The following is a 24,220-nucleotide window of genomic DNA, read 5'->3' on the forward strand; positions in this document are numbered from 1 at the left end:
AGGCGCCAGCATCATGTTCGATGAGGAGCGCCAGAATGAAGATCGAAGAAGCAGTTGCAGCGGCGACAGCCGAAGCGAGCACGCTGCTGTGTTGCCTCGGCCAGCCTGTCGTGGCCTACCACGTCATGGAAATAATGAGAGAGGCGGACGTAGACCACGCTCGCGAGATGCAAATCGCGTTGGTGCGGCGAAGCATTGAGGCTCTGGTCGATGATGGCCTGGAGGACGTCGCCGCCGAACGTTTTGCGTCTCTGTTCAATGGTCGTGTCGGCTTGACCTGGAGACTCCTGCACTCGCCCGACGGCGCGCCGCACTGATATCTACCAAACCTGCCTCGCTCAAGCAGAAGACAGGGAAACGAGTAGCGAGCGCCGAGCGCACTCTCTACACTGAGTCGCTTGAAGGGAACGGCCGCGCGTGTTTACGAGTGGCCGCTAGCGGTTAGACGAAGCGTCTTTGCCTAGCGTACCTACCTTCACTGGGGCGACTCTCGTCAGGACTTCGTTTAGGTTTCTTGCGTTGAGCAGAACCAGATAGCGACCAAGCCGGACGAGGGCGTTATCCGCTTGCGGCCCACTCCAGTGGCTGAGCCTGCATTTCCTGCGCGCGGTCAGGGTGTGAGCCTTTTGACGGGTTCCAAGGCCAAACTTCAGCCGTAGGCAACGAGTGAGGTTTGGTGGGTCACGCCCTCGTCGGGCCTGTCCGGGTCTATGTCCACGACCGCGAAATAAGCTTTGCACGAGGGCGAAGCCATGATGTGTTCCATCACCCCCATTGGCATCGGCGGCGCTGCGCCAATGAACGAGATCGAGAACGACTTTCGGCACCAGCAGCTCAACCTCGCCTGCCCCAATGAGGGCCTCGAGCGCGCCGATGACGGGCTGCTGCCTATAATCCTTGGCGATGTCCAGCCAGACGCACGTGTCTACGAGAACCCTGAGCATCGAATCCGCCCCCCATCCGGTAGCGTAGACGTCTGACACCGCTGACGAAAGGACTCGTTTCCAGCGTCGGTTTGCCGCCTCCCTTGCGGTCCGGCGACTCCATGCGTTATGGCGGCGGCCGCTAAAGAGGCTGACTTCTTCGATGAACTGGATCCGTTCAGAGCGCCGCGCCGCTTTTCATCGTGCATGTCATAGCCTTACTGTAAGCAGGTCGCCCAGGTCCGGAGCCTCCTATGTGCAACGATTATGAACAACATGTACTCTGGGCTGAATATTGCCGGATGATGGCATCGCTGGCGCTCAAAATCCCGACCCACCAGACCGAACTTGATTTGCCCCAGTCTGATGACGTCCACATCAATGATCCGGCGCCAATAATGCGTGCCGCTGATGACAAGATTGAACTGGCATCGATGACGTTCGGATTTCCACCGACCGGACCAAAAGGCGGGCCTGTGTTCAATTTCCGCTCCGAAGGCCGGCAGTTCGGAAACAGCAACCGCTGTCTCGTTCCTGCGTCAGCGTTCTTCGAATTTACAGGCACGAAATATCCGAAAGCGAAACATCGCTTCACGCTCAACGGCTCTCCATTCATGGTCATCGCTGGGCTTTGGCGCGAGGGAGTCGGCAACAAGCCGCCCACCTTCACCATGCTGACGGCCGATCCCGGACCGGATGTCGCGCCGTACCACAATCGGCAGGTTGTGGTCCTTCAGCCGGAGAATTGGGCGGCCTGGATCAATCTGACAAAGCCTGAGGCTGAGCTGTTGCGGCCGCTTGCGGCCGGATCGCTCTCGGTCGAGACAGTTCGTCCGTTCGTCCCGAAAGGGGAGGAGCGGTCAATCTTCTGGCGGCTGCAGAGCTGCTCGAACACCCGCTGGCAAATATCCAGATCGAAAGCGTATAGTCCGGCTTGTCTGAAAGGCATTTTGACCCCTCGGCTTGAAGCCGTGATTAGGGCAGTCATTCTTTAACGCACTTTCAACGCGACGCCCTCTTTTGGAATGCGTTGACTTGCTTTAAATTTCGACGAACAGCCCCCGGAAGCATCCGACGTCGCAGAAGGGTGATCTTGCATATGCACATACGCTGCGCAGCCTGACAGAAAGTCGAGACTAGGTCGGTCATTTCTTCAAGGTCACGCGTTGGAACGGGACGCCCGCGTTGCAGGAACCGGACAAGCACAGTGATCTTGGGTGGTGGCCGCTCCGCAATCTGCCGCAAGAAACGATTCCCTACGTTCGCCAGGCGCTCCCTTGCATTGATCAGCGGAATCCATATTCCGAGTTCGGCTGGACCAGATCTATGGGCTAGCGGAAGTCCGCAGCGGGGTCGTTCTTTCGCGCTCCTCCATGCGCACGCCGATTAGATGCTGGCCTGCGCCTTATAGAGGTGGGCATAGGCTCCGTCGGCAACGATCAAGGCTTCATGGGTGCCCTGTTCGGCGATCCCCTGTTCGGTCAGCACCAGGATCCGGTCCGCATTGCGAACGGTCGAAAGCCGATGGGCGATGACGATCGTCGTCCGCCCTTCGGCAAGGTCGAGCAATGCGGCCTGGACGGCCCGCTCACTTTCATTGTCAAGCGCGCTCGTAGCCTCGTCGAAGATCAGGATTGCTGGATCCTTGAGGAACGCCCGGGCGATGGTGAGGCGCTGCTTCTGGCCCCCGGACAGTTTCACACCGCGCTGTCCGACATCCGTGGCGTAGCCATTCGAGAGCGCCATGATGAAATCGTGAGCGTTGGCCGCCTTTGCCGCCGCGATGATTTCGACTTCCGACGCATCCGGCCGCCCATAGCGGAGGTTTTCCGCCACCGTACCGGCGAACAGATAGACGTCCTGCTGCACGACACCGATGCTTTGCCGCAGCGACTTCAAGCTGATGTCGCGGATGTCGGCACCGTTGATCAGGATCGCGCCTTCACTCACCTCGTAAAAGCGCGGGATCAGCGCGCATAAGGTGCTCTTGCCGACGCCCGAGGCGCCGACGAGGGCCACGAACTCGCCGGGAGCAATATCGAAGGACAGTTTTTTGAGAACATGTGGCCCGTCCTCTTCGTAGCGGAAGCTGACATCGCGAAACGCCAGGGCGCCGCACGGGCGGGCGATGTCGGAGGCACCCGACCGATCCACGATCTCCGGCTCCACCTCCAGGATCTCCATCGCCCGACTGAAGCCGGTGTAACCCTCCTGCCAGAGCCGCACGAAATTTGCCAGGCGTTTGACGGGATCGACGAGCACCGCGACGCACAGAAGGAAGGTCAGCATATCCGCAACGCCGAGCTCGGCATTGACGACCCGGACGGCGCCCATGACGATGACGGCGACCGTGATAAGCTGTGCGAAGGTCGTGTTCCCGACCGAGAAGAAGGCCTCGCTCCTGTAGCCTTCCCTGCGGCTCTGAAGAAAACGGGCATTCTCCTCGTCGAAGCGGCTGATCTCGAGTTCCTCATTGGCAAAGGACTGGACAACGCGGATACCGGCGAGCGAATCCTCGATGTGTTCATTGACCGCCGCGATCCGCTCCTTGCTGAGCCTTAGCGCCCGGTTCATGCGGCGGTTGAAATGCAACGCGTAGAGCACTGCAAAGGGCGTAACCCCGAGAATAAGGAAGGTGAGCGGCAGGTCGATATAGGCCAGGAGGAGGATTGCGCCCGCGAATTTGAAAACCGCGATCGCCATATCCTCAGGTGCGTGATGGAAGAGCTCGCCTAACGAAAAGGAGTCGTTGGTCATGCGGCTCATCAACTGGCCGACCCGCTGGCGATCGTAAAAGCTGAACGCGAGCTTTTGGCAGTGTTCGAACAGCTCCTTACGCAGCGCGCTCTCGATCTTCGCGCCCATGACGTGGCCCTGATAGTCGACGAACAGGCTGCCGAGCACTTCCACCGCCACCAGGGCTAGCAAGGCCCCGCCCATCAAATAGATCTGATTGAGGGCTTCCGGTGCGTCGGGAAGCTGGACCAGATGCTTGGTGACGTAGCTGGCGCAGAGAGGCAGGAAGAGCGCTGTCACCGAAACCAGCAGCGCGCAGGCGAGATCGGCCGCCAGCAGCGGCAGATGCGGCCTGTAATAGGACAGGAACTTCCTGGCACGCGAATACGGCTTGCTGCGCGTAGGTCGCGTTCTGGGAATCGGCTTATCTGTTGAATCGATTTCAGCCGTTGGGCCGATATTCGCTGCACTCGGCAGCCAGGGTTTCCGGTCGCTACGGGACGTGCCTCTTTGCAAGGCGGCGCTTCGGAGTCGTGTTTGCATTACGCTTCATGTCCTGTTTGTGATCTCCTCTCTTGTTGGACATGGACGCTCTCATCGTACTCTCCCCGTTCGGACGCCTGCGGCGGGGCGAAATATGCATTGCGCTCCCTCGAAAATCAACCCTTTCCATAACCAAGGCGGTCCGGCATCGGCTGTCCGGCGACGCGGCCACACCGCGAAGTCAGCTCACCCGCATGATCCAGGAGCGGCTAAAAGTGACAAAACAGGGGGCGCTCAATCTGGTCGGCGAGCTCGACCTGCGCGAGATGACGGGCAGGGGAATGTTTCGGGGCATGGGGGACTGTGTAGTCCGCAGATATTCGCTACTACCATCGCCGACGGGCCTCCACTGAGGGAAGCCGAGCTTCCCCAGCCTTTCGCCAGGGACAGATTCTTTGCCAATCGCGCATTTGAAGCCTATACTTTCGCATCGGCGGCCAACGCTTTCGGATGCAGCTGACCGTAAGAGGGTACGTGCTCTTGCCCGTCAGGGAGCGAGCCATGCCCCAATTCGTTCTTCGCAACCATGGCGCCGCCGACGCGTAAGGCGCGGCGTGGGAGCTCATCCGTCCTACGCGATAAATGGTCCTTGGGAAGGTTGTCGCGCGCGCAAGGCTAGAATACGTCAAAGAGCTGCAAAGAAACCAGCAAGATTGCGCCAAGCGCATAGCATCCAAGCAGCCAAACTATGAGGATGAAGATACCCGCGTCTTGTCTCAGCTTCAAAATAGCGCTTCGGAGGGACCTACTCATTCGCTCATCCATTTACCCGCACACGTAACCCCGCCAAGATATTTTCGTTCCATCATTGCCGAAGTGTCGAACTCGAACAGTTCGGTTTGCGCCCAGAGATCGAGGGATTGATGGCCACCGCGCCTCCCGATAGCGGCTACGCGGTTCGCGGCCTGATGGCGCAGGAATCTTGAGCGCGAGGTATTTTGCTGCGGGCCGGAGCCCTTGGGCCACCCGCGAGGATCGCAGCATACCGCTGCATCAGGAATTCTCGCCTCTGCCAATCTATAGACATTCTGCTACGGGAAATGTCTCCGCATGCCAATGTGCTGGGATTCAGTTGGTCGAGAAATTCCGGCAGATCGGCGCCCTTTTGAGCCCCAAACCCCAACAGAAATTCTCTTCCGGAAGCGGTCAGGCCAATGCCACGCAGATAGCCGAGCAGGTCGCCTGATCTCTTTGGGATCAGAATAAGTGCGCTCCGTTGATCGGCTCTCCAAGCAATATCCCCTCGTCGTCGTGTGAAGCGAAGGAAGCGGTGGCGCTGTTTTCCGCTTACGCAAATTCCGGCGACGATCCGGCGATGAAGGAGTTTGCCAAAAAGACGCTGCCGGTGCTGCAAATGCACGAACGTCACGTGAAGGATCTCGCTGCCGCGCATCAATGAGGGCGACGACCGCCAGCGGTTTCGCCAACGGATACGCCCGGCATGAAGGGAGCGGCTGTCGTCGGGTCCCGGGAACAAAGTAGCGAGAGTGCCGTTATTCACCTGGCTTATTCCCGGGAGGATCCAATGGGAGGCGGCATTCGCGAGGCGCCAAGGGCAGTAGAGCTGGGTTTCGGCACCGTCCCGATTGCCGCTGTCACAAGCTGAATCGCTTTCCGGCCAGGACAGGTTACCAATGCGCTACGGCGAGATATTTGCAAACGCAACGGCACTCTTGTTGGTGGCGCTGATGGTTGGCGGCATCTTCATCTTGTTTGGAGAACCGCTGTGGCCGCGGCACTACGCGCGAATGGTGCTGGTCACGGATATCGATGCCATGACCACCGCGTCAGTCCGAACAAGCTGCGTGCCCACTCCGTGCCTGCCCGACACGGTCGATCAGACCATGCTCACTCCTCGCCCCGAGGACGGACCGTGATCTGCGATTGCAGCAGATGCGGAGCGAGGAGATGCGGAAAGGCCCGCCACGCGACCTGCGCGACGGACCCTTTGGTTCAATCAAACCGTCTGGCCACAACTAAGTCAGGATAATCACGATCTTGTAGGTATTCGGGTCGACGATGACGATCCGGCCATCGGCGAGCACGAAATACTCATAGCCTTCGTAAGCCGGAACGATCTTGACGATGCGCGCCGGCAGACGATGCAGCCGGACCTTCGTTCGCGGAACCTCGATGCCGACAGAGATGTCGAAATCGACATTGGAAACGGGTTGGACGTTCGTTTCCTTGATGACCTGGGTGATCTGAGTCTTCTGTTCAACGGTCACATTGCTGATGGAAGCGGTCGAACTCTGGTCTTGCGTCTGCGTCGAGGCATTGCCCTGAGTCTGCTCGGTGGTCGTGGTCCCAGTCTTGCCCTGAGCCTGCTCCTCGGTCTTCATTTTGGTGGTGCCAGCGGCCTGCTGATCAGTCGTGGCGCCAGCCTTGCCCTGAGCTTGCTCGTCAGTCTTCATTTTGGTGGTGCCAGTGGCCTGCTGGTCAGTCGTGGCGCCGGCCTTGCCTTGGGCTTGCTCGTCAGTATTCATCTTCGTGTTGCCCGTAGCCTGCTGGTCAGTCGTAGCGCCGGCCTTGCCCTGGGCTTGCTCGTCAGTCTTCATCTTCGTGTTGCCCGTAGCCTGTTGATCAGTCGTAGCGCCGGCCTTGCCCTGAGCCTGCTCGCCCATCTTGGCGCCGTTCTGGCAATTGGCAGTGCCGGTTGCACAATTGGCGCCGGACTGGTCGGTCGACTGCTGCGTCTGGGCAAGTGCGGCCCCGCAGCTGACCTGATTGCTAGCATGCTGGTGATCAGAACGCCTTTCATGAGAGATCTCCTTGGAAAATGCGTCCCTTCGCCGCGTAAAACTGCGGCTCAGCGATAGATCGCGCTTGGCACCGATCTCGTCCGCAAAGGAATCGATTAACTCCGGACGCGCCCCGCGAACCCAAAAATGGATTGCGCCGGATCACCGACCAGAAAGAACGTGGACCGTAAGTTCACGTAAGTCACCGGGTTCGCCAACCCATCCGAGTAGCTGCGAAGAATCCGGCTGGGCTGACCACCACTTGCCCTTTGTCTTGGTTGCAAAGACAGCCAATTGGGCACCCGTTCCCTAGCGATTGTGCACGAGACGATCTCGCTGGCGAAAGTGGTAGGCGGAAAAACAGGTTCCGAAACGCTAACGACTTGCGGTCGCATTAGTATGGCTTGGTCGTGGAACGCAAAGGCTGACCCGATTTCGTCCCGCGATGCGGTACAGTTAGAGATCAAGCAAAACGTCGCCATGTGGGCGGCTGCAGCACGCCAGGATGTAGCCTGCCGATTGATCCTCCAAGGTCAGCCCGCCCAGGTCGTCCATGACGACTTCGCCGGACAGCTTGGCGATCCGGCAGGTACCGCAAACTCCCTGCTGGCAGGCGGTGGGGATGTGGACGCCACATTGGCGCGCCGCTTCCAGCAGGGTCTCTCCGGGCGCACAGTGATGCGCAATGCCGGAGCGGGCGAAGCGGACCGAAGACGACACCTTTGAAGCCGTTACCGAAGGCGAACTGTTGCCGCCTCCGAAACTCTCCTCATGATACTGTGAAGGGGTGAGGCCGATTGCGTCCAGGCAGGCGCGTGCCGCCTTCATATACGACTCCGGCCCACAGGCAAAAACCGTGCGGCTGAGTAGATCGGGAACCAAGGTCAGGAGCATCTCACGATTAATTCGCCCGGTTGGACCCGTCCATGCCGGGTCATCCTGACTGCAAATGCTAGTCACTTGAACATTGGGAAAGCGAGCGGCAAGTGCGTCCAGTTCGAGCCGAAAGATGATGTCGTCCGGCGTTCTCGCACTGTGAATGAAGCGGATATCCTGGTCGGCTGCCCGGTCGGTAAGTGTGCGCAGCATTGACATGACGGGAGTTATCCCGCTGCCACCCGAAAGGAAGAGGGACTTTGCATGCGGCAGATCGTCGAGATTGAACGAGCCGAGCGGCCCTTCGATCTCGATCCCATCACCCGGCTTCAAATTATCATGGAGCCAATTCGAAACGAGCCCGCCCGGCGTCCGCTTCACGGTAATCTGAAGGTCGAGCGGTCGCGTCGGCGGTGACGAAACGGAGTAGGAGCGCGTCACCGCGGCACCGTTGATCCTCAGGTGCACAAGAACATACTGGCCAGCGCTGAAGCAGAACATCCGATCTGAGGCGGGTGTGAGAACGAACGTTTTCACATCGTGCGTTTCGTCGATCACGCGCCGGCAGAGCGCAAGTTGTGGTGTGGTCTGTGCCCACTGTCGGTGACGCTTCGTCGGGACGAAGCCGGAGGTTGCAAAGGCCGCGTGTGCATTCATCATTCAACTCGGGTTTGAAGTCGAGCCAAGATGCCACTTCAACACCCGCTGAACAGCCGCGCAATCCTGCCTTTATGATCGGCAATTTCGATTAAACTTCCAGAGACATTACAGCGACCTGGAGAGCTCGGATGCCTTTGCGAATGATGGGTTCGTGTTTGCGGCGCGCGAGTATGGCGGTGTGGACTGGCTGGTACAGCGTCGGCGCTCCCTCGACCAAGAACGATGGGAGTTCAGCAGTGAACCTGCGCGCATCGTCGCTGCGCATATAGCAGGTGCCACCCGTGCGTCGGAGCATGATCTCCGCCAGAGTTTCCGATCCCGTCGAAAGCCGGCAGATCGCCAACTCGGCCAGCAACTCTGCGTGCGTCTTTTCCAGCACGGCCGTGTAGCCCGGGCGAATGTAGGTTTCGGGGTCGACGTCGGACAGCGTTCTGGCAGCCGTCGAAACCATCACATATTCCTCAACCATCAGATGTTCGTAGGCGATCTCAGGCAGGTAGCGAGGCGCATAAAGCACGGCGATATCCAGATTTCCCATGCTAAGGTCGCTGACCATCTGGTTTGAATAATCCGACTCGACATGGATCGAGGACTTTGGAAGGGCCTGGCATAGTGTCTCGACCCATCCGGGCAGGACCGAGCGGGTCATGCCCACTTGTGCGGCGATGCGCAAGGTGCCCTCGAAACGGTTGAACGCCCGCACGTCGTGGCGAGCTTGCGACCAGGTCGACAGCAGGGATCTGGCGTACGCTTCGAACCGCCGTCCCGCGGCTGTCGGCTCAGCGCCGGCGCGCCCGCGCTGAAAGAGCTCGGACCCGATCGCGCTCTCGAGGTTCTTGATGCGGGTGCTGATCGTCGACTGGGTCAACCCCAAGCGATCGGCGGTACGATTGAAATTTCGCGACTCGATGATGTCGAGAAAGGTTTCGATGTGATCTAGCTGCACGGGACCTCCCGATCGAAAAAGTCGATCATATTGCGCAGGATCATAACCTTGATCAAACAATACTCAAGGCGGAAGCTGCCCTCGGTGAAATCGGCCGGCAGATCGACCAGGCTGAAGCTACGGAGCTGAGCAACGTGTTCACAGTCGACTGCGATTGTCACAATTACTGGTCAAGCGCCACTGTACTGGAGCCTTACCTTTCCGGCCTATGGAAGGACATGTTCGTCGAAGGGGAGAAGACGGGTCCCGTTGGCGCCTTCCCGCATGGCCATCGTCCCTGGTTTCATCCGCAGGACTTCTCCCGCAAGGACGTCCGTCCGAAAACGGAAGCCGACAACTATCTCATCATGAAACAGAAGCACCTCGACAAGTACAAGGTCGATGTGGCGATCCTGACCGGCGATGAGCCGATCGAGGCTTCCACCCTCGCCAATCCTTATTATGCCAGCGCCCTCGTCAGCGCCTACAATGACTACCAGATCGACCAATGGCTGCCGAAGGACGATCGCTTCATGGGCTCGATCATCATCGCGCCACAGGATCCGAAGCTCGCGGCCGCCGAGATACGCCGTCTGAGCAATCATCCGCGCATGGTTCAGGTTCTCGCTTCGCAAGGCTCCGTCAAGCCTTATGGCGATCCGTTTTACCATCCAATCTACGAGGCTTGCGCGGAGGTGGGGCTGCCCTTTGCCATACATCTGGGCGGCCATGGCGGCGTGAATTCGACCGCGATTGCTCCGGCCCCGACGACATTCTTCTGGGAGACCCATGCCATCCTGCACATGTCGGCGATTTCGCATGTCGCAAGCATGATTGCGCATGGCGTCTTCGAAAAATGGCCGGACCTCTACTTCGTGGTCATCGAATGCGGCGTCGCCTGGGTGCCGTCGGTGCTGTGGCGCCTGGACGCAGATTACAAAGCCCTACGCAAAGAGACGCCATGGCTGAAAATGCTGCCTTCCGAATACTGCCGGCGCAACATCCGCTTTTCCACGCAGCCACTGGAGCAGCCCGCAAATATTCAGCATCTCTGGTCCACTCTCGAGGCAATGGACGGAGAAAATACGCTGATGTTTGCCTCAGACTATCCGCATTGGGATTACGACGATGCCAACACGCTGCAAATCCCTCCTGCCTGGAAGAGCAAGATCATGGGGCTGAATGCGCTGGAGGTTTACAAACGCATCCCCCGCGCGCAAGCGGCGAATGCCGCCTGAGGAAGCAGACGATGCCCGAGAAGACATATATTTGCCGTGTCGACGAGATCGAAACCGGATCTGCCTTCATCGCCAAGATCCGCAGCCTTTCGGTCGGCGTTTTTCGCATCGGAGACTCATTCCACGCGCTGCTGAATGTTTGTCCGCACCGCGGCGCTCCGCTTTGCGAGGGGCCGCAATGCGGAACAACTGCACCGGTCGAAGAGGCGCAATTCATCTATCACCGCGAAAACGAGATCGTGCGCTGCGCCTGGCATGGCTGGGAATTCGACATCAAATCAGGCGCGGCCCTGGTCGATCCGTCCGTTCGCGCGCGCACATTTCCAGTAACCGTCGAGGCGGGCAGCATCTATGTGACGGCCTGATTGAGGTACGGATTCGAAGAGTAGAAGAAAGGTGATCGAAACTAACTTCACAGGTGCTTGACTAACAATAACGCGGAAAATCCGTAATGGGAGAGTCAAATGTCAGAATCTGAATACAAGCTTGGTATCGCTCAAAGCCTGATTGGTCACAGCAAGATTTCCCGCCGTGACTTCATTCATCTTGGGCTGGCCGCTGGGCTGACGGTCACCGCTGCGGACAAGCTCTTTGTCAGTTCGGCCCGGGCCGAACCGCTGCAGGGCGGCTTCGCCAAGCTCGGCATGGCACATGGCGCAACGACGGATTCGATCGATCCGGCCGGCTACCCGGACACATTCACACAGACGGCATTCTCCGGCTCGATGTCCAACAGCCTCACCGAGGTCGACGCGAAAGGCAACGTCCAACCGGATCTTGCCGAGAGCTTTGAACCATCCGATGGCGCCAAAACCTGGGTCTTCAAGCTGCGCAAGGGCGCAACCTTCCACAATGGCAAGAATGTGACGGCGGACGATGTCGTGACTTCGCTGCGCTATCATATGGGCGACGAAACCAAATCGGCGGCGAAGCCGCTGCTTGAGCCCGTGGCCAGCATCAAGGCGGATGGCCCGGAGACGGTTGTCTTCACGCTGAAGAGCGGCAACGCCGATTTCCCCTACATCATGAGTGACTACCATCTGGTCATCATGCCGGCCAAGGACGGCAAGGCGGATTGGGGATCGGGCGTTCGCACCGGTGCTTTCGTGCTCGAGAATTTCCAGCCCGGCGTCTCGGCCAAACTCAAGCGCAATCCGAACTACTTCAAGAACGGCAAGCCCTATCTCGACGAGGTGGAGTTCATCGCCATCACCGATCTCGCCGCTCGCATGGCCGCGTTATCGACAGGGGAGGTGGACTATATTGGCCGCGCCGACCTCAAGACCCTCGGCATGTTGAAACGCAATCCCAAGGTGGAGATCGTCGAGGTCACCGGCTATGGCCACTATACCTTGCCGATGAATGTCACGGTTGCGCCGTTCGACAATCCAGACGTCCGAATGGCTTTGAAATGGGCGATCAACCGTCAGGAGATCGTCGACAAGATTTTTCTCGGCCACGCCACGGTGGCCAACGACAACCCGATCGCCCCGGCGATCAAATTCGCCACGAATCCGCAGCCGCAGCACAGTTTCGATCCGGAAAAAGCCAAGCATTACCTGAAAAAGGCTGGAATGGAGAAACTGAAGGTGGACCTCTCGGTCGCCGATGCCGCTTTTGCAGGCGCGGTGGACGCGGCTGCGCTCATCCGCGAGACGGCAGCCCAGTGCGGCATCGACGTAAACGTCGTGCGTGAGGCCGAGGACGCCTATTGGGACAATGTCTGGCTCAAGAAACCTTGGTGCGCTTCCTATTGGAGCGGTCGCGCGACGGCCGACTGGATGTTCACGCAAGCCTTCGCCGCAGACTCCAGCTGGAACGAGTCGTTCTGGAAAAATCCCCGCTTCAACGAGTTGCTTGTCCAGGCGCGCGCCGAGACGGACGAGGCCAAGCGGGCGGCAATGTATGCCGAGATGCAGCAACTGACCCATGATGATGGCGGCAGCATCGTGCTGGTGTTCAACAATTTCGTCAGCGCCAAATCCAATAAGCTCGCACATGGCGAGGTGGCGCCGAACTGGGAGAATGATGGATTGAAGATGGCCGAACGCTGGTGGATCGCCACTGCGTGAGAGTGCGGGCCGGACCCGCGATGGCTATTAGGCTCCGGCTTGCAACCGCGTGCCCTGACTGGTGTGGCAGGGCGGCGGCAGCAACGGGAAACGCGTACCCATGAACCCCGTCGCAAGAACGGTTCTGCAGCGCCTCGGCCTCGGCCTGGTCACGCTGTTCATCGTGTCCATCATCATCTTCTCTGCGATTGCAATGCTGCCGGGCGACTTCGCCAAGGCGATGCTCGGGCAATCGGCGACACCCGAAACGGTCGTCGCCTTCCAGCGAGAAATCGGCATCGACCGTCCGCCTGTCGAGCGCTACTTCGTCTGGGTCGGGCAGATGCTCCACGGTGATTTCGGCTCTTCATTCGCGAGCCGCACCGGGTACCGGCGCACCGTGGCCGAGATCATCGCGCCACGCCTCTACAACACGATGTTCCTAGCAGCGATGACCGCGCTGATAGCAGTTCCGCTGGCCTTGGGACTGGGCATCCTCGCTGCGCTCTACCGCAATGGCTGGTTCGACCGGCTGGTGAACGCAGTGACGCTGACGACCATTTCGTTCCCGGAGTTTTTCGTCGCCTATATGCTTGCCTATCTCGTCATCTCGCGCGACACGTTCATCGGATCCGAGTTCGCACAATCCCTGCCGCACTGGCTCGCGGTGTCGCTGAACTGGATACTCAATGCAGTTCCCAAGTTCCCGACATTGTCGAATGTGAACGACCAGACGCCCTTCTGGGAGCATGTCTGGAGAGTAGCCTTGCCGGCAATCACTCTTACGCTCGTCATCGTGGCCCACATGATGCGAATGACACGAGCGGCGATCATCAACATGCTGGCAAGCCCATATATCGACATGGCGCGTCTCAAGGGAATGTCGCCCATGGCCATCGTACTCAGGCATGCCTTGCCCAACGCGTGGGCTCCGATCGTCACGGTGGTGGCGTTCAATCTTGCTTATCTCGTCGTCGGAGTGGTCGTGGTCGAAGTGGTATTCGTCTATCCCGGCATCGGTCAGCTGATGGTTGACGCGGTCAAATCAAGGGATGTTCCGGTTGTCCAGGCCTGCGCCCTGATTTTCGCCGCGACCTACATCCTGCTCAATCTGACCGCCGATATTATTTCCATCGCCACCAATCCAAGACTCTTGCATCCACGATGACCAGCTACGAACCCATGGCTCAGGTTCACAGGCTGAGGCGCTCGCGCGCCACCCGTGCGAAAACGGCGCTGAAGAAGGCACCCTTCAGTGCATGGTTCGGCATCCTCGTGATCCTCGGTTATGTCATCGTTGCGGTGTTCGCGCATTGGATAGCCCCATACGGCGAAACGCAGGTCTTCAGCGAAGCCTTTGCACCGTGGAGCCAGCAGTTCAAATTGGGAACCGACCAGCTCGGCCGGGACATGCTCACGCGCCTGATTTACGGTGCGCGCAACACCATCGGTATCGCCGTCGCGACCACATTGCTGTCCTTCGCGGTCGGCGTCTCGCTCGGCCTTCTTGCCGCATTGTATAGGGGATGGCTCGACCAGGTACTGTCGCGTGCGGTGGACGTGTTGATGTCGATCCCAAGCCTGATCTTCGCCCTGGTGCTGCTCTCGATCTTCGGCTCGTCGATCACCAGCCTGATAATCATCATTGCGCTGCTCGATTCCACCCGCGTCTTTCGGCTCGCACGCGCCGTCGGGCTTAACGTGGCAGTGATGGAATATGTCGAGGTGGCGCGATTGCGCGGCGAAGGCCCGAAATGGATCATCGCCAAGGAAATCCTTCCCAATGTCATGCCGCCGCTGGTCGCGGAGTTCGGTTTGCGATTTTGCTTCGTATTCCTCACGATCGCGGCACTGTCCTTCCTGGGCGTCGGTATTCAGCCGCCGACCGCTGATTGGGGGTCGATGGTGCGCGAGAATGCGACCCTGATCACCTACGGTGATGTCACGCCGCTGCTGCCGGCCGGCGCGATTGCCCTCCTTACAGTCTCCGTGAATTTCGTCGTCGACTGGTTCCTGCACGCAACCAGCGGGTTGCGCGATGAAAGGTAGCGGTCCGGGCTCGCGCGAAAAAGGCAAGGATCTGCTGCAGATCCGCAACCTACATGTCGAGGGTTTCTCGGACGAGCGGTGGCATCCCATTGTCCGCGGGGTCGATCTGGCGCTGAAGCGGGGGGAGGTTCTTGGCCTGATCGGCGAGTCAGGCGCCGGCAAATCCACCATTGGCCTCGCCGCGATGGGTTACGCCAAGCCGGGCTGCCGTATTACACAGGGCTCGATCCTGTTCGACGGAATCAATCTTCTGGCACTCAGCGAGACAGGCCGCCGCCGCCTCAGAGGCTCCCGTATCGCCTATGTCGCGCAAAGCGCAGCGGCCTCTTTCAATCCGGCCCACCGACTCCTCGACCAGACTGTTGAAACTGTAGTGGCGCATGGGATTGCCAGCCGAGAGAAAGCGAACCGGAGTGCGGTCGATCTTTATCGGCGTCTTCAGCTTCCAGATCCGGAGACCATCGGCTTCCGCTATCCTCATCAGGTTTCCGGCGGACAATTGCAACGGGCAATGACCGCGATGGCGATGGCTTGTCGTCCGGACCTCATCGTCTTCGACGAGCCAACGACGGCGCTCGATGTGACGACGCAGGTCGAAGTTCTCGCCTCCATTCGCAACATCGTGGAGGAATTCAACACGGCTGCAATCTATGTGACGCATGATCTGGCGGTGGTGGCGCAAATGGCTGACCGCATCATGGTTTTGCGTCATGGACTTACCGTGGAGGAGGCTGAAACACGCCAGATGCTCGCCTCGCCCAGCCAGGAATATACCAAAACGCTCTGGGCCGTGCGCAAGCTCGCTAAGCCCGAAGTTCCGGCCGATGAATATCTGCTTACGATAGACAACGTCACCGCGGCTTACGCCCGGACGGTCAAGGTGCTCCAGGATGTCTCCATCAAAGTTCCACGTGGAAGAACAGTGGCTGTGGTCGGCGAGTCCGGTTCCGGAAAATCGACGCTCGCTCGCGTCGTTACCGGCCTGTTGCCGCCGCTTTCGGGGTCGATTTCCTTTGCCGGCCAGGCCCTTTCTAAGACCCTTAAGACGCGCCCAAAAGAGATTCTGCGCCGCATACAGATGATTTATCAAATGCCCGACAACGCCCTAAACCCACGCCAGACAGTCGAAGAAGTCATAGCTCGGCCGCTTGACTTCTACCTTGGCCTCAAGGGTGCGCAGCGCGATCGGCGGATCGGCGAACTCATGCACATGGTTGAGATGAACGAAACTTACCTGGACCGTCTGCCGGCCGAACTGTCGGGGGGTCAGAAGCAGCGCGTTTGCATCGCCCGAGCGTTGGCTGCCGATCCGGAACTCATCATCTGCGACGAAATCACGTCCGCGCTCGACCAGATTGTGCAGGAGGAAATCCTGAAGCTCTTAATGCGGCTTCAGCGCGAGCTCGGCATGAGCTACATTTTCATCACCCATGACATTGCCACCGTGCGAGCGATCGCCGACGAGATTGTGGTCATGCACCAGGGGAAAGTCGTTGAGCAGGGATTAAAGAGCGAAGTTCTCACGCCGCCGCATGCCCCCTATACCGAACGGCTTTTGTCCTCCGTGCCGGAAATGGATCCGGATTGGCTCACAAGGCTGCTCGCCAGCCGGAGGATGTGATCGTCGGGCAGAGCGTCGCGTGTCTTCCATATCGCCACCATTTTACAGCTTGGCGGTCGGCCGTACGGAACAATGCGGGAAATTGGCGGTTCTCGCCGCACCAACTGCAGAGCCTGCTTCTCGGCAAAGCGGTCGGTTCGTTCCGTCCATCGGAACGAACCGAGCGCACTTTCCTGACGTTCTTGTGAACGCCGCAATGATCGCGGTTCGGAATTCAATCAATCTTGGGTGGGGACTCCTGCAGCGGATTTGAATCGTGATCGTCGCGCAGCCGTACCAGCAGTGCCGACCGCAGGTCCGCTGCGTCTCTTCCGGCGATCCGATCGCCTGTCGCGAGCGGGTCAGGTGCTCTTCAGCGTCCCGTTCATCCCTTCCGGATAGAAGCCACCCTTGCTGACGCCGTCCTTGTCGGTGAGATAGACGATCCGCAGCACTTCTTTCGGCGTCCTGGTGAACGCGATCGCGTCGGGAGTCGAGGGAACGAAATTGGCCTTGCCATTCACCTGGATGCCCTGGTCCTTGTCTTCCGGCCCGTCGATCTTGTCTCGTGCATCGGAGACGGCGTTGGCGGCCTTCCAGGCTTTCTCTCCCTTCCGGTATAGAGTGGAGCGCGCCATTCCCATGTGGTAGGCCTCGACCGCCAATATGCCCGCCGCGGCGGCGAGGAAGTCCTTGTTCTTCAGAAGCGTCGCAGCACCGGCATAGGCGGTGACGCCGACATCCTCGAACAGCATGCCGCCGAGAACAAAGTTCGTTTCGTTGCCAAAGGGGTCGAAGTCCGGCCCGAGGCCCGCTGCCTCCACAACCGCTTTGAACCCAGCATCGAAATCGATGGCCGGCCTGTCGACTGCGTTCTTTGCAAGCGTCTTGCGGTAGAACCGGACATGCGCGAGTTCGTTTTCAGCAACCTCCTGCATGAATTCGCCGATGGCGGGTGTCTCGAAGGACACTTTCTTTCCGCCGACGACATCGCCGGGTTTCGAACCGGCATCGGCGGCGTCGATGCCTTTTCCGGTGGTGCCGCGAAGGTAGTATTCGGCCTCCATGTATTCCAGGTTGAGCGCAAAGCGGAAAATGTCCTCGTCCTGCACTTCCTCCTTGGCGTAGGCGCGAGAAACCGGCGCCAGGCCCGTCGTGGCGGCGAGGCTGGCTCCCAGCCCAAATTGCAATGCGCGGCGACGGGAAAGGTGGAGTGAAGGGATGGCACGTATCATGGCTTCCTCCCAAAAGCCCGCCGGCGTCACCTGTTGGCACCTTATGGCGGGCAATGCGCCCAACTCCGCCACAGGCGAAATGTTCCTGTAAGGTCGGGCTTTGCAGGGGTCGTGCTCGGGAGGAATGGCTTTTTGGGCAGCGTAACGTCGGAGTTGGCACCGACTATTTGTGACCAAGCCTCGAGTCTAGACATTGAGGTGACACATTATGAGCCGGATAGGCTACGCCCGCTCAGCACGGTCGACCAAGAACTCGAAACGCAAGTCGGCAGGCTAAGGGCCGGAGGGAAACGAGCGGACCGTGATAACTCAGGACAGCAAGGATGGCTGGAGGGGCTTCACGCCGGAAAGGAAAATTCCTGTCGACTTGTGAGACGAGTGGGCCATCCGAGAGAAGCCGGTATTCTGGTCGATCCATCCGGGCCTTGCGATTTGTCGCTTTTGCTGCGTCTATTTATGAACCGGTCTGGCCTCTTCGTCGGATCAAACAGGCTGGAAGTCACAAGGAGTATATGCACATGGCAACTGGAACCGTGAAGTGGTTCAACAGCACTAAAGGGTTTGGGTTTATCCAACCCGACGATGGCGGTCAGGACGTTTTTGTTCACATCTCCGCCGTCGAGCGCGCTGGTTTGTCGAACCTCGTTGAGGGCCAAAAGATCAACTACGACATCGAGCAGGACCGACGTACCGGCAAGTCTTCTGCTGGCAATCTCCGCAAAGCAGGTTGATTTCTCTGGCGCGCCGTGGCGAAAGCCGCAGGAGCGCGGCAAGTCACGCATGTACTGACCGCCGTGTAAAAAAAGCGCGCGAAGCTTGGTGTGATGGAGAGACCTGGGCAGCAGATTGCTGCAACGCCTCAGAAACGATCGTGTGAACCAAGTTGTCAGGCAACGGAAGGCGGGAAGTCCCCCGCGTTTTTCGCGTTTGCGTCCTCCAGCGTAGGATGGTTGGCGAGGTGGTGTTGCCCCGTGGAGCACTTTGGCTTGTTGTATCCTACAGCAATGTCATTGAATTGCCTGAGTTGGCCCCACATGGACATCGCGTCGGATTTTTCCTCCCCTTTTGGAGGTTTAAGCTGCCTTCATACTTGGCCAGGCTCAATTACGATGCGCATTCGCACTGAGCCGCTCGACAAGCATTATGACCAGTCAGGATCATCAAATGGCAAATCCTCCACGCCGACCCACAAATCCGATGTCAGCCGCTGAAGCCGCCTTCAAGCCGATCAAAAAGCCGGCGGCGCCGGTTCGCGAACCGTCGGCTGCTCCAAATGTCAGAGAGCTTGTTTCGATCAGGATCGATAGGGCGGTGCTGGACCACTTCCAGGAAGATGGACCGGGCTGGCAGGATCGGATCAACGACACCTTGCGGCGCGCTATCTCCAAAGAACCGACGAATGCCGATCACAAACGATCAGACGACTACTGATCGGCACGGCGCTGATAGCGGCGACGCAGATGGAGTTGAACGGAAGCATAAGCGTAAGCGATTGCGCACCATTTGGACAACCGACAACGCGCATCCTGGAATTTTTTCACCGAGCCGCGGCCGAACCCCTCTATGCTCCGGGCGGAGACCCGAATGGCATTTCGATTCGTACACACGGCCGACATTCACCTCGACTCGCCGCTACGTTCGCTGGCGCTGCGAAACCCTGATCTTGCCGAACTTGTGGGGGACGCCAGTCGCCAGGCATTTGTCTCGATAATAGACCTCTGCCTTGCGGAACGTGCCGATGCGCTCGTCATTGCCGGCGATCTTTATGATGGCGACCAGACGTCGATGAAGACCGCCCGTTTCCTGGCGTCGCAAATGACACGCCTCCACCAGGCCGGCATCAGGGTTTTCAAGATTCGCGGAAACCACGACGCCTTATCGCGCATATCGAAACAGCTCGTTTTTCCTGACACGGTCACGATCTTCGGCGGCCGCCCCCAGTCGGTGCTGCAAACGGCCGGCGGGCTTGACGTCGCATTCCATGGATTGAGCTTCGCGAACCCAAAGGCCCCGGAAAGCCTGCTGCCCAAATATCCGGCGGCCCGGGAAGGGGCGGTCAATGTGGGCATCATGCACACCAGCCTCGCTGGATCGCCCGGTCACGATGTCTATGCCCCTTGCAGCATCGCTGACCTGCACGGCCATGGTTTTGACTATTGGGCGCTTGGGCACATCCACGTGCGCCAAGTCCATCCTGGAGCAAGCACCGTTGTGATGACGGGAATGCCGCAGGGCAGGGACATCAACGAGGCCGGAGAGAAATCCGCCACTCTGGTCACGATACGAGATGACCGGTCCGTCGAGATCGAGGAAAAACTGACCAGTATCGCGCAGTTCGAGCGGGCGAGCGTCGATCTGACCGGGACGGTCGAATGGTCTGAGGTCGTCGGCCGTGTCCGTTCCGCGCTCGAAGGTATCCGGGGTTCCGTCAGATCCCGCCACGTTGTGGTCCGTCTCGGACTGGCCGGGGCGTCGCCGTTGTCATGGGCGCTGATCCGCGACAGGGACCTGCTGCTGGCCGAAGCCGAGCAGGCGGCGCAGCAGACGGGCGACACATGGGTCGAAAAACTTGAGCTTGATCTCGCTCCACAGAGCGCGGAAACAGCCGATGACGTCGCCGATCCGATTTTCGAACTCGCGCAATCCATGCGTGCCAATGTCAAGGCTGAGGCCTTCCGCGCCGAGGCGAGGGCGCTTGTCCAAAAGATGATTGCCGATCTGCCGCCGGACGGGCGCGACTTCGCCGGACGGGACGAAGCTGGGCTGGAACTGTTCATCGACAAGGTGCTTGCCAGCGGTGCCGACCTGGTCACGGCCCGCCTCAAAGCAGGTGGAGCGCAATGAGGCTCCGGCGCCTTGATCTTATTCGTTATGGAAAGTTCACCGACGGGACGATCGAATTCGGCCCAAGGCCGGAGTCCGGTCCCGACTTCCACATTGTGTTCGGGCTGAACGAGGCCGGCAAGTCGACCGCACTTTCCGGTTATCTGGACCTGCTGTTCGGTATCGAGGAACGCAGCCGCTACAATTTCCTGCACGAGTACAGCGCGATGCGTATAGGCGGGGTGCTCGAACTCGCCGGCACTGAGCACACATTCACGCGCACGAAGCAGCGCACCAACTCGCTGCTGAACGCAATGGAGCAACCGGTGAGCGAGGTGGCGATAGCAGCCCATCTCGCAGGTCTGTCGCGGGACGCATACGAGACCATGTTCTCGCTGGACGACGAGACGCTGGAAGCAGGCGGAAAATCAATCCTGGAGTCGCGTGGCGACCTGGGCAAGCTCCTGTTCACGGCCAGCGCCGGGCTTGGGCATGCGAGCGACATGTTGAGCGCGCTAGAGACCGAAGCGGACGGCTCTATCGCAAGCAGGCTCACGGAACCGAACTTGCGCTGTTCAAGAAGCGCCTTGCGGAACTCAAGTCGCGCAGGGACGCGATCGACACCTTGGCCTCGACTTTTGAGAGCCTTGAGGCCGAACGTCTTGACGCGGCGGAAAAATACGACCGCAGTATTGCTGAACGATCATTGCTGTCGGCTCGGCTTGACACCATTGCCAGGTACCTTCGCGCTATGCCGATCCTCGCCGACATTCGACGCAAGGCGGCCCAGCTTGCCGAGCTGCCTGACATCGCTTCACCATTGCGGACCTGGACAGGCACCGTCACCGGATTGATCGATGACGACGCCAGCCTGAGAACGCGGCTGTCAGGGAACATCGACGACGCCGAGCGCGTGACAATGAAAATCGGGTCGGTCGATGTGGACGAGGCGATCCTGGCAATGTCCGAGCGGGTTCGGGCGCTCGCGGATCGCAAAGTGCGCCATGTCTCCGCAGGCCTGGACCTGCCAAGCCGCAGGACCGAGCTGCAGATACTCGACAGCGCCGTGGCGAATTGCCTTGCCGCCCTTGGAAGATCGTCCGAGGCAGATCCGGCTGCGCTGCTTTTGCCTGCTGCCACAGTCGGCGCTGTTCGCGCCATGCTCGAAGAGCGATCGGGAATCACCACCGGCGTACGCGTTGCCCGCAACGAATGCGCGGCGGCGCTCGATGCACTTCAGGCGGCACGCGAGCGGGTTGGGCAAGAGAGGGGGGTGCCCGAACCTGCCAGGGCAAGGCTGGCCTCGGCCTTGTCGAAAGCGCGAGCCAGCGGGCACCTAAAAGACCTCAGGATGGCCCGCGAGGCGGAGGACGCGAGCACGGTTCGATGGGAGGCGGCAATCGCTCGACTGCATCCCTGGTCCGGAGACGCCGGGGCACTGGCCAGGGTGCTCGTCCCGAGTGTCACGCAAGTTGGTGCATGGAAGGTGCGGGCAGCTGGGTTGGGAAAGGGCAGGGCTGTCCTTTGCGAACGTCTCGCCGAACACCAGGAGAGTCACGACCTGCTGTCGGCTCGCCTGGATGCGCTTCGTGCCTCGGTCGATGTACCCGATGATGCGGCGGCCTCCGCCATTCGCCGCGCCCGAGACAAGGCGTGGGCCAGGCATCGGGGCGAACTTACTGGCCAAACTGCTGACGATTTCGAGGCGCTATTGGCGCGTGACGACAGTGTTGCAGCGGTTCGGCTGGCCAACGCGCGAGAGCTCGCCGAGATCCGGACAACGCTCCGCAGCCTCACCGAAACAACAGCCGCCATCACACGTATCCGCGACCAGCTTGCACAGATCGACCTGGACGATCAGGCTGTACTCTCCGAACTTCGCGAGGTGGCCAGCGAGCTACTGGCAGAGTGCCTGGAATTCTCGCCCGAGCGTCTGATCGAAACGATCGAGGATCATACCTCTGCCCGCATTGATGCGCTCGCGGCCTGGGAGGAGGTCGAGTTGGCACGCAAGAAGGCCCGCCGCGCGCTCGACGAGGGAGAGCAGATCCAGCAGGAGTTGATCGGGGCGTTGGCGAGGGTCGGCCTAGACTCGGAACCCGGCGACAGCCTGGAGACTGTCATGGCCGTGGCAGAACTGTTCCTCGACAGGCAGCTCAAGGTCGATGCGGAGCGTGCCGAGGCGCTTAAGACCGTGAGCGCGAAAGAGGAGGATCTGGCCGCCAGACGACGGGCTTTGGACGTGGCAGAAAGGCGCGAGGAGGAATGGTTGGCCGGCATTACCGAAGCGCTTGCCGGCACCTGGCTTGAAAGCGGCATTTCAGCGCCCGGCATCGGCAACGTGCTCGATCAATTGGCTGAGCTGTCGAAAAGCATTCAGGAGCGGGATGCCATGCAGCTCCGCATCGAGAAGATGGAGGCAGACCGAGACAATTTCATTGTCGAGGTCGCCGCTGCCGCAGCTGAAGCGGGTGAGCCGGCGAACGACGACGAACCGGAGCAGTTGGCGATCCGGCTTGCTGAGCGCTTGGAGCGCGCCGATCGCGCCAGAGAGATGAAGGCAAACCTCATCAATGACCTGCAGCGCCTGCAGGACGCTCGTGACAGTCTCAATCTCGAGACAACGGCGCATGAGCGACGCAAAAGTGAGGTCCTGACCGCCTTTGGCGTCACCACGCTGTCGGAAGTCGTGGAACGCGACGAGTTGCTACGGGAAAGGGATCGCCTGCGCGCTGCCGTTGCCGAGCTTGAGGAGCAGCTGTCGGTAGAGCTCGCGGTGGAAGGGTTCGACCAGGCGCGTTCGATGCTGGATTCTGTCGAGATCGATAGTCTCCTGGTCGAGAAGGCTGAAAGTGAGCAACGGCTTCGGGATCTCGATGAAGCGATACAACAGCAGCTTATTCGCCAGACCCGGGCGACCGACAAGCTGGACGCGATTGGCGGCGACAGCGCGGTTGCGCGGATAGATGCCGAGCGCCGCACCGTCCTGCTGGAAATCGAAGAAAAGGCAGTCCGCTACATCGAGCTGAAACTGGGCATCATGGCTGCCGGGAACGCTCTGCGCGTGTACCGCGAACGCCATCGCTCCGCGATGATGAAGCGGGCATCTGACGCATTCGCACTCATCACGCGCGGTCAGTATTCGGGGCTTGCGACCCAACCTGTGAAGGGCGGGGAAGTCCTCATCGCATTGCAGCGCGACGGGCAGTCCAAAGTCGCCGACGCGCTATCAAAGGGTGCGCGTTTTCAGCTCTACCTGGCGCTGCGGCTTGCCGGATACTACGAGTTCGCCCAGTTTCGACCCTCGGTGCCATTCATTGCCGACGACATCATGGAGACCTTCGACCATTTCCGGTCCGAGGAGGTTTTCAGGTTGTTTGGTGAGATGGCAAGCGCTGGCCAGGTGATTTATCTGACGCATCACCAGCACCTTTGCGAGATCGCGAAGGCTGTTGTTCCCGGCGTTACAATTCACGAGATCGGATAGTCGCCTGCCATCGCGTGGGATGAGTTGAGCCCCAGCTGCAAACTGAAAGTAAACGGCGGGGCCGTCAGAAGGACGCGAACTGATCGGCGAGGCCGCCTCGGCGTCGGGAACGCGTTCCCATCTTCCGCGGTCGCAGGTGCCGTTTCCACCGGTCAATCGATGAACGCTCGAGGCCTTCATTTTTCCCCAGTCGCAATCCAGAACGCTGCGACACCCGGCTTCGCACGACATCAGGGGAACGATATCGGCCCCAATGTATTAGAGATCTATGGACACTATGGAACCCCAGGGCCATGGGAGAGCGGCCGATATTTTGACATCGGAAGTTGCCAA

22 protein-coding genes and 1 pseudogene are annotated in these 24,220 nt (G+C 59.7%); 17 read left to right on the forward strand and 6 right to left on the reverse strand.

Features of this window, described 5'->3' with window-relative positions; genetic code table 11:
* Positions 1-35 precede the first annotated feature (35 nt).
* The 3 genes and pseudogenes from NKH37_RS26055 to NKH37_RS26065 form a co-directional block, all read left to right on the forward strand.
* A complete protein-coding gene (locus NKH37_RS26055; RefSeq protein ID WP_353041729.1) occupies positions 36-317 on the forward strand; it encodes a hypothetical protein in 282 nt (93 codons plus the stop codon).
* Positions 318-752: 435 nt separating this feature from the next.
* Positions 753-980 carry a hypothetical protein gene (locus NKH37_RS26060; protein ID WP_352642845.1) on the forward strand — a complete coding sequence of 76 codons (228 nt, stop codon included), beginning with the start codon at positions 753-755 and terminating at the stop codon, positions 978-980.
* 197 nt (positions 981-1,177) lie between these two features.
* Positions 1,178-1,756, forward strand: a pseudogene (locus tag NKH37_RS26065) (SOS response-associated peptidase family protein); the annotation flags it as partial.
* A 553-nt stretch (positions 1,757-2,309) separates the two neighbouring features.
* Here the strand turns inward: NKH37_RS26065 and NKH37_RS26070 are convergent.
* A complete protein-coding gene (locus NKH37_RS26070) occupies positions 2,310-4,202 on the reverse strand; it encodes an ABC transporter ATP-binding protein (RefSeq protein ID WP_353011127.1) in 1,893 nt (630 codons plus the stop codon).
* Between the two features lie 194 nt (positions 4,203-4,396).
* On the opposite strand from NKH37_RS26070, the gene NKH37_RS26075 reads away from it, so the two are divergent.
* The 3 genes from NKH37_RS26075 (at position 4,397) to NKH37_RS26085 (ending at position 6,079) form a co-directional block, all read left to right on the forward strand.
* Entirely contained in the window at positions 4,397-4,555 is a 159-nt protein-coding gene (locus NKH37_RS26075) for a helix-turn-helix domain-containing protein (protein WP_353041811.1), read from the forward strand.
* Positions 4,556-5,472: 917 nt separating this feature from the next.
* Positions 5,473-5,601: a DUF4142 domain-containing protein gene (locus tag NKH37_RS26080; protein ID WP_352642849.1), complete on the forward strand. Its 129-nt coding sequence runs from the start codon at positions 5,473-5,475 to the stop codon at positions 5,599-5,601.
* A gap of 235 nt (positions 5,602-5,836) precedes the next feature.
* Positions 5,837-6,079 (forward strand): polymerase, encoded by a 243-nt coding sequence (locus tag NKH37_RS26085; protein WP_352642851.1) that lies wholly within the window; start codon positions 5,837-5,839, stop codon positions 6,077-6,079.
* 99 nt (positions 6,080-6,178) lie between these two features.
* Here the strand turns inward: NKH37_RS26085 and NKH37_RS26090 are convergent, their stop codons facing one another.
* From NKH37_RS26090 to NKH37_RS26100, 3 genes are all read right to left on the reverse strand, one after another.
* A complete protein-coding gene (locus tag NKH37_RS26090) occupies positions 6,179-6,826 on the reverse strand; it encodes a DUF1236 domain-containing protein (RefSeq protein ID WP_353041732.1) in 648 nt (215 codons plus the stop codon).
* Between the two features lie 573 nt (positions 6,827-7,399).
* Positions 7,400-8,476, reverse strand: coding sequence for an FAD-binding oxidoreductase (locus NKH37_RS26095; protein ID WP_353041734.1), 1,077 nt, complete (start codon positions 8,474-8,476; stop codon positions 7,400-7,402).
* A gap of 91 nt (positions 8,477-8,567) precedes the next feature.
* Positions 8,568-9,425 carry a LysR family transcriptional regulator gene (locus NKH37_RS26100; protein ID WP_023721722.1) on the reverse strand — a complete coding sequence of 286 codons (858 nt, stop codon included), beginning with the start codon at positions 9,423-9,425 and terminating at the stop codon, positions 8,568-8,570.
* Positions 9,426-9,559: 134 nt separating this feature from the next.
* Here NKH37_RS26100 and NKH37_RS26105 point away from each other — a divergent pair, with 134 nt between their 5' ends.
* The 6 genes from NKH37_RS26105 (at position 9,560) to NKH37_RS26130 (ending at position 16,363) form a co-directional block, all read left to right on the forward strand.
* The gene (locus tag NKH37_RS26105; protein ID WP_353041736.1) at positions 9,560-10,642 is read left to right on the forward strand and encodes an amidohydrolase family protein; all 1,083 of its coding nucleotides are present in this window, start codon (positions 9,560-9,562) and stop codon (positions 10,640-10,642) included.
* A gap of 11 nt (positions 10,643-10,653) precedes the next feature.
* Positions 10,654-11,007, forward strand: a complete 354-nt coding sequence (locus NKH37_RS26110; protein WP_023721725.1) for a Rieske (2Fe-2S) protein — start codon at positions 10,654-10,656, stop codon at positions 11,005-11,007.
* A 99-nt stretch (positions 11,008-11,106) separates the two neighbouring features.
* Positions 11,107-12,714, forward strand: a complete 1,608-nt coding sequence (locus tag NKH37_RS26115; protein WP_353011119.1) for an ABC transporter substrate-binding protein — start codon at positions 11,107-11,109, stop codon at positions 12,712-12,714.
* Positions 12,715-12,814: 100 nt separating this feature from the next.
* The gene (locus NKH37_RS26120; protein ID WP_352496497.1) at positions 12,815-13,861 is read left to right on the forward strand and encodes an ABC transporter permease; all 1,047 of its coding nucleotides are present in this window, start codon (positions 12,815-12,817) and stop codon (positions 13,859-13,861) included.
* 14 nt (positions 13,862-13,875) lie between these two features.
* A complete protein-coding gene (locus NKH37_RS26125) occupies positions 13,876-14,742 on the forward strand; it encodes an ABC transporter permease (RefSeq protein WP_502906005.1) in 867 nt (288 codons plus the stop codon).
* A complete protein-coding gene (locus tag NKH37_RS26130) occupies positions 14,732-16,363 on the forward strand; it encodes an ABC transporter ATP-binding protein (protein WP_353041740.1) in 1,632 nt (543 codons plus the stop codon). Before NKH37_RS26125 ends, NKH37_RS26130 begins: the two co-directional genes overlap by 11 nt.
* Positions 16,364-16,704: 341 nt before the next feature.
* Here NKH37_RS26130 and NKH37_RS26135 read toward each other — a convergent pair whose 3' ends face one another.
* The gene (locus NKH37_RS26135) at positions 16,705-17,577 is read right to left on the reverse strand and encodes a ferritin-like domain-containing protein (protein WP_353041742.1); all 873 of its coding nucleotides are present in this window, start codon (positions 17,575-17,577) and stop codon (positions 16,705-16,707) included.
* A 518-nt stretch (positions 17,578-18,095) separates the two neighbouring features.
* Here NKH37_RS26135 and NKH37_RS26140 point away from each other — a divergent pair.
* The 4 genes from NKH37_RS26140 (at position 18,096) to NKH37_RS26155 (ending at position 21,254) form a co-directional block, all read left to right on the forward strand.
* Positions 18,096-18,308, forward strand: coding sequence for a cold-shock protein (locus NKH37_RS26140; RefSeq protein WP_031194806.1), 213 nt, complete (start codon positions 18,096-18,098; stop codon positions 18,306-18,308).
* A gap of 433 nt (positions 18,309-18,741) precedes the next feature.
* Positions 18,742-19,008 (forward strand): BrnA antitoxin family protein, encoded by a 267-nt coding sequence (locus tag NKH37_RS26145; protein ID WP_353041813.1) that lies wholly within the window; start codon positions 18,742-18,744, stop codon positions 19,006-19,008.
* 153 nt (positions 19,009-19,161) lie between these two features.
* Positions 19,162-20,421 (forward strand): metallophosphoesterase family protein, encoded by a 1,260-nt coding sequence (locus tag NKH37_RS26150; RefSeq protein WP_353041815.1) that lies wholly within the window; start codon positions 19,162-19,164, stop codon positions 20,419-20,421.
* Positions 20,418-21,254 (forward strand): ATP-binding protein, encoded by an 837-nt coding sequence (locus tag NKH37_RS26155; RefSeq protein ID WP_353041744.1) that lies wholly within the window; start codon positions 20,418-20,420, stop codon positions 21,252-21,254. The genes NKH37_RS26150 and NKH37_RS26155 overlap by 4 nt, the downstream gene beginning before the upstream one ends.
* 32 nt (positions 21,255-21,286) lie before the next feature.
* Here the strand turns inward: NKH37_RS26155 and NKH37_RS26160 are convergent, their stop codons facing one another.
* Complete coding sequence (locus NKH37_RS26160) at positions 21,287-21,664, reverse strand: hypothetical protein (protein ID WP_353041746.1); 378 nt, start codon at positions 21,662-21,664, stop codon at positions 21,287-21,289.
* An 87-nt stretch (positions 21,665-21,751) separates the two neighbouring features.
* On the opposite strand from NKH37_RS26160, the gene NKH37_RS26165 reads away from it, so the two are divergent.
* Positions 21,752-23,887: an ATP-binding protein gene (locus NKH37_RS26165; protein ID WP_353041748.1), complete on the forward strand. Its 2,136-nt coding sequence runs from the start codon at positions 21,752-21,754 to the stop codon at positions 23,885-23,887.
* The last annotated feature ends 333 nt before the right edge of the window (positions 23,888-24,220 follow it).

The sequence above is a fragment of the Mesorhizobium sp. M1217 genome, from assembly GCF_040318275.1.
Lineage (GTDB): Bacteria > Pseudomonadota > Alphaproteobacteria > Rhizobiales > Rhizobiaceae > Mesorhizobium.

Excerpts from the sequence above, each read along its gene's own strand:
- NKH37_RS26055 (WP_353041729.1), top strand. The coding sequence starts at position 36 with ATGAAGATCGAAGAAGCAGTTGCAGCGGCGACAGCCGAAGCGAGCACG.
- NKH37_RS26060 (WP_352642845.1), top strand. The coding sequence starts at position 753 with ATGATGTGTTCCATCACCCCCATTGGCATCGGCGGCGCTGCGCCAATG.
- NKH37_RS26070 (WP_353011127.1), bottom strand. The coding sequence starts at position 4,202 with ATGCAAACACGACTCCGAAGCGCCGCCTTGCAAAGAGGCACGTCCCGT.
- NKH37_RS26075 (WP_353041811.1), top strand. The coding sequence starts at position 4,397 with ATGATCCAGGAGCGGCTAAAAGTGACAAAACAGGGGGCGCTCAATCTG.
- NKH37_RS26085 (WP_352642851.1), top strand. The coding sequence starts at position 5,837 with ATGCGCTACGGCGAGATATTTGCAAACGCAACGGCACTCTTGTTGGTG.
- NKH37_RS26090 (WP_353041732.1), bottom strand. The coding sequence starts at position 6,826 with ATGGGCGAGCAGGCTCAGGGCAAGGCCGGCGCTACGACTGATCAACAG.
- NKH37_RS26095 (WP_353041734.1), bottom strand. The coding sequence starts at position 8,476 with ATGAATGCACACGCGGCCTTTGCAACCTCCGGCTTCGTCCCGACGAAG.
- NKH37_RS26110 (WP_023721725.1), top strand. The coding sequence starts at position 10,654 with ATGCCCGAGAAGACATATATTTGCCGTGTCGACGAGATCGAAACCGGA.
- NKH37_RS26115 (WP_353011119.1), top strand. The coding sequence starts at position 11,107 with ATGTCAGAATCTGAATACAAGCTTGGTATCGCTCAAAGCCTGATTGGT.
- NKH37_RS26120 (WP_352496497.1), top strand. The coding sequence starts at position 12,815 with ATGAACCCCGTCGCAAGAACGGTTCTGCAGCGCCTCGGCCTCGGCCTG.
- NKH37_RS26125 (WP_502906005.1), top strand. The coding sequence starts at position 13,876 with ATGGCTCAGGTTCACAGGCTGAGGCGCTCGCGCGCCACCCGTGCGAAA.
- NKH37_RS26130 (WP_353041740.1), top strand. The coding sequence starts at position 14,732 with ATGAAAGGTAGCGGTCCGGGCTCGCGCGAAAAAGGCAAGGATCTGCTG.
- NKH37_RS26135 (WP_353041742.1), bottom strand. The coding sequence starts at position 17,577 with ATGATACGTGCCATCCCTTCACTCCACCTTTCCCGTCGCCGCGCATTG.
- NKH37_RS26140 (WP_031194806.1), top strand. The coding sequence starts at position 18,096 with ATGGCAACTGGAACCGTGAAGTGGTTCAACAGCACTAAAGGGTTTGGG.
- NKH37_RS26145 (WP_353041813.1), top strand. The coding sequence starts at position 18,742 with ATGGCAAATCCTCCACGCCGACCCACAAATCCGATGTCAGCCGCTGAA.
- NKH37_RS26150 (WP_353041815.1), top strand. The coding sequence starts at position 19,162 with ATGGCATTTCGATTCGTACACACGGCCGACATTCACCTCGACTCGCCG.
- NKH37_RS26155 (WP_353041744.1), top strand. The coding sequence starts at position 20,418 with ATGAGGCTCCGGCGCCTTGATCTTATTCGTTATGGAAAGTTCACCGAC.
- NKH37_RS26165 (WP_353041748.1), top strand. The coding sequence starts at position 21,752 with ATGGCCCGCGAGGCGGAGGACGCGAGCACGGTTCGATGGGAGGCGGCA.